General features: G+C 41.6%; 4 protein-coding genes. All 4 read right to left on the minus strand.

Going from position 1 to position 2,992, the window contains the following annotated elements:
• The coding region (locus RMO27_RS08185; protein ID WP_309731171.1) for a tetratricopeptide repeat protein at nt 1–716 on the minus strand (716 nt) is incomplete at its 3' end.
• A 65-nt stretch (nt 717–781) separates the two neighbouring features.
• Nucleotides 782–1,303 carry a hypothetical protein gene (locus RMO27_RS08190; protein ID WP_309731173.1) on the minus strand — a complete coding sequence of 174 codons (522 nt, stop codon included), beginning with the start codon at nt 1,301–1,303 and terminating at the stop codon, nt 782–784.
• A 131-nt stretch (nt 1,304–1,434) separates the two neighbouring features.
• Nucleotides 1,435–1,950 (minus strand): shikimate kinase, encoded by a 516-nt coding sequence (locus tag RMO27_RS08195; protein ID WP_309731176.1) that lies wholly within the window; start codon nt 1,948–1,950, stop codon nt 1,435–1,437.
• Between the two features lie 144 nt (nt 1,951–2,094).
• Nucleotides 2,095–2,871, minus strand: coding sequence for an autotransporter outer membrane beta-barrel domain-containing protein (locus RMO27_RS08200; RefSeq protein WP_309731178.1), 777 nt, complete (start codon nt 2,869–2,871; stop codon nt 2,095–2,097).
• Nucleotides 2,872–2,992 lie beyond the last annotated feature (121 nt).

Consider the following 2,992-nt stretch of genomic DNA (forward strand, 5'->3'; position numbering starts at 1 on the left):
GCGATTGCACCTTGTTTATCTCCCAGTCTAAATTTGGCATCACCTCGATTAGTATAAGCCTCAGCAGAGTTGGTATTGAGAGCGATTGCTCGATCGTAATCAATAATTGCACCTTGATAATTTTTCAGATCGGATTTAGCAACACCCCGATTAATATACATCTCTATATATTGAGGATTGAGAGCGATCGCCCGATCATAATCAGCAATCGCTGTCTTTTTATTTCCTGTTTGGTACTTGAGAAAACCCCGAATACCATAAGCCCTATCAGATTTAGGATTAAGAGAGATCGCTCGATTGATATCAGAAATTGCACCCCGTTTATCTCCAAGCGTAGCTTTAGTGCCACCCCGATTAATATAAGTTTCGGTAAATTTAGGATTAAGCGCGATTGCTCGATCGTAATCAGCAATTGCTCCCTGATGATTTTCCAGCGCAGATTTAGCATTACCCCGATTATTGTAAGCTTCAGCATATTTGGGATTGAGAGCGATCGCCCGATCGTAATCTAAAATCGCACCTTTGTTATTCCCTGCTTGTAATTTAGCATTACCCTCTTCAAAGTAAGTCTGTGCTGAATTTTTGACTTGGGCGACGTGAGTTCGATCGATCGCTGGTGGATATGCTCGCGATCGATCGACGATGGCTAGCGATCTGATTGGAAATATACCTATGGAGAGCAAAATTGTAGAAAAAATTGAAAATATAGTTTTCATAAGTATGGATGTTGATTTACGCACAATTGTCACTTAATACCACTAAAGATTGAGGTCTTTTAGTTTTAAAAATCATCTTCTTGGATCGATACGTGGCGTGTGTTTCCTCTAGGAACTCCGTACATAGTCAATGTGATTCTAGAAGACCGAATTCTCTCCGATTTTTTCTCTTCTTTTACTTTAAAATTCTGAGTGCGAAATAATCTGCAAGTGCTAAGATTTCGATAGCGCACATCATATGTACCGCGAGTAACATTTTCGACTGTAAATTCTTGACCCTGCTTAACCAAGAATGCTCGAATTGTTTGGGGTCGTTCCGAACTTAATGTGAATAACTTGATAAACACATCAGAATTACCTTGAGAATTGTCAATAGTCACGGTTGAGAGTCCAGTCTTGGCTTTAATCTGATAGCCTTTAATATAGCCAGTCGTACTAGGGAAAGGATAACCTTCTTTAGTAACTCGATCGCAAGTTTTAGTCGTTGCTTGTTGAGATTGAGCAATATTGGGAGTTAGCGAGATATAGCCTGCAATTGTAGCGATCGAGACGATCGTTGCGAATGAGAAATGAATCGATCTGTTCATGGGTTTACGAATTTGTGGTGTTGTTATTGATGTTGAAATAATTCAGTGACAGATCCAGTGGGGTTTCTCGATCGCCCGCTGATACAAATTTATCCTCCGTTCGCCGCTGTGGATCGTGAGTTAGTGCTAGCTCAGATGGAATTTAATCGATCGATAATTTGCTCGACGATTTCAGTTGGTGGCAGATTGGAGGTAATGGGGATGTGTATGTCGGCTTCGGCATATCGATCGCGACGCTCTGCTAAGATTTGCTGTAATTTAGTCCGAAGATCCCCAGGTGTGTTGAGGATGGGGCTAATGTTCCCGCCTGTTAGTCTTTCGACGAGGACATCGACGGATACATTCAGCCAAACAACTAAGCCTTGATGTAGATGACTCCAGTTGTCTAGTTTCATCGCCATACCTCCGCCTGTAGCGACGACTAGCCTCGTGTTGGCAGAAATTTCGGCAAGTACTTTGGTTTCAAGTTGACGGAATTCAGGTTCACCACTAGTTTGAAATATTTCAGCGACACTTTGACCGACTAGTTGTTCGATAGCGGTATCAGTATCTACAAACCTATAACCTAAATGCTCAGCCAACCGGGGACTGACGGTACTTTTCCCCGAACCGCTCATACCAATGAGGTAGATATTTATGCCTTCCATAATTTAAGTTTCACCGCAGCTCTGAAATGATTGTTATATTGATTTTGGGTAGATGCCGCTGTTTTATGCAAGTTATTAGTAATATTTCGTCTTGAAAATTAGATCTCAAGTGAGTTGTGGGATCGAATTATTTTGACAATTTAGCTAAAACCGATAGGCAGTGCGGATACCAAAATCAAGGGAAGTACCAGCAGGCTGAAACAGGCTACCCCCTATCGGAAAACCCTGTAATCCACTGCCCGAAGTACTAATGCTCCGAGAAAAATTGTAGGCAGCGTTAATACCGATCTCCAAATCATTCGTGACCGCCATATCCGCTCCGACAATCAGACCGATCTTCGTTTCACTAAAGTCAAAAATGTTATTGGGCGTGTTGCTCTGTTTAGCTCCATCTAATGTTACTGGGCCAGAAGCACTAGTAAAGGCTATTTTAGGGCCGATATAAACAGAAGTTTTGCCATCAGGGTCGATTTTGAAATCATAGGTAGCTGCAATCCCAAAAGATGTGCCTGTATTGGAGTTGGTGACTCGTCCAGTTTTAATTTCAGCTCCGCTAGAATTCGTCGGATCGTTGGCAGGAATCGCCTTATTTTCTACTCCTGGTTGACTACCGAAATAGACAGCAGGACGGAGGGAGAAATTTTCAGCGACACCGATTTTAGCGTCGATGCCAAAGGATGTAGAGTTACCAAACTGAATGCCAAGTCCAAAATCAAAGTTTTTAGGTTGAGTTTTCTCCGAACTGCCTTGAGCGATCTGATTGGTAGTGGATGGAGATTTATCTAAAGTTAGGTCGGACAAACTAACCTTAGTAGAAACTAACGGAAGTTCCGAGGCGGTAGCCCGATCGATCGACATGAATGTCAGGCTACATCCAAGTAAAAGTTGGCTGAGTAAAAGAATCTGAGTTTTGCAAGGCATAATTTTAGTTGGCGGATGGAGGTGAATAAATCGAATATAAACATTACTTTAAATTCAAATGATTGAGTCTTGTTTCTGTTTTATTTGATTACCAATGAATATATCTAATGCAACTTCGATT

Origin of the sequence: Chamaesiphon sp. OTE_75_metabat_556 (assembly GCF_031378165.1) — a bacterium.
Classification (GTDB): Bacteria; Cyanobacteriota; Cyanobacteriia; order Cyanobacteriales; family Chamaesiphonaceae; genus Chamaesiphon.

Bases quoted from the DNA above. Each gene is read 5' to 3' on its own strand.
- RMO27_RS08190 (WP_309731173.1), bottom strand. From the start codon at position 1,303: ATGAACAGATCGATTCATTTCTCATTCGCAACGATCGTCTCGATCGCT.
- RMO27_RS08195 (WP_309731176.1), bottom strand. From the start codon at position 1,950: ATGGAAGGCATAAATATCTACCTCATTGGTATGAGCGGTTCGGGGAAA.
- RMO27_RS08200 (WP_309731178.1), bottom strand. From the start codon at position 2,871: ATGCCTTGCAAAACTCAGATTCTTTTACTCAGCCAACTTTTACTTGGA.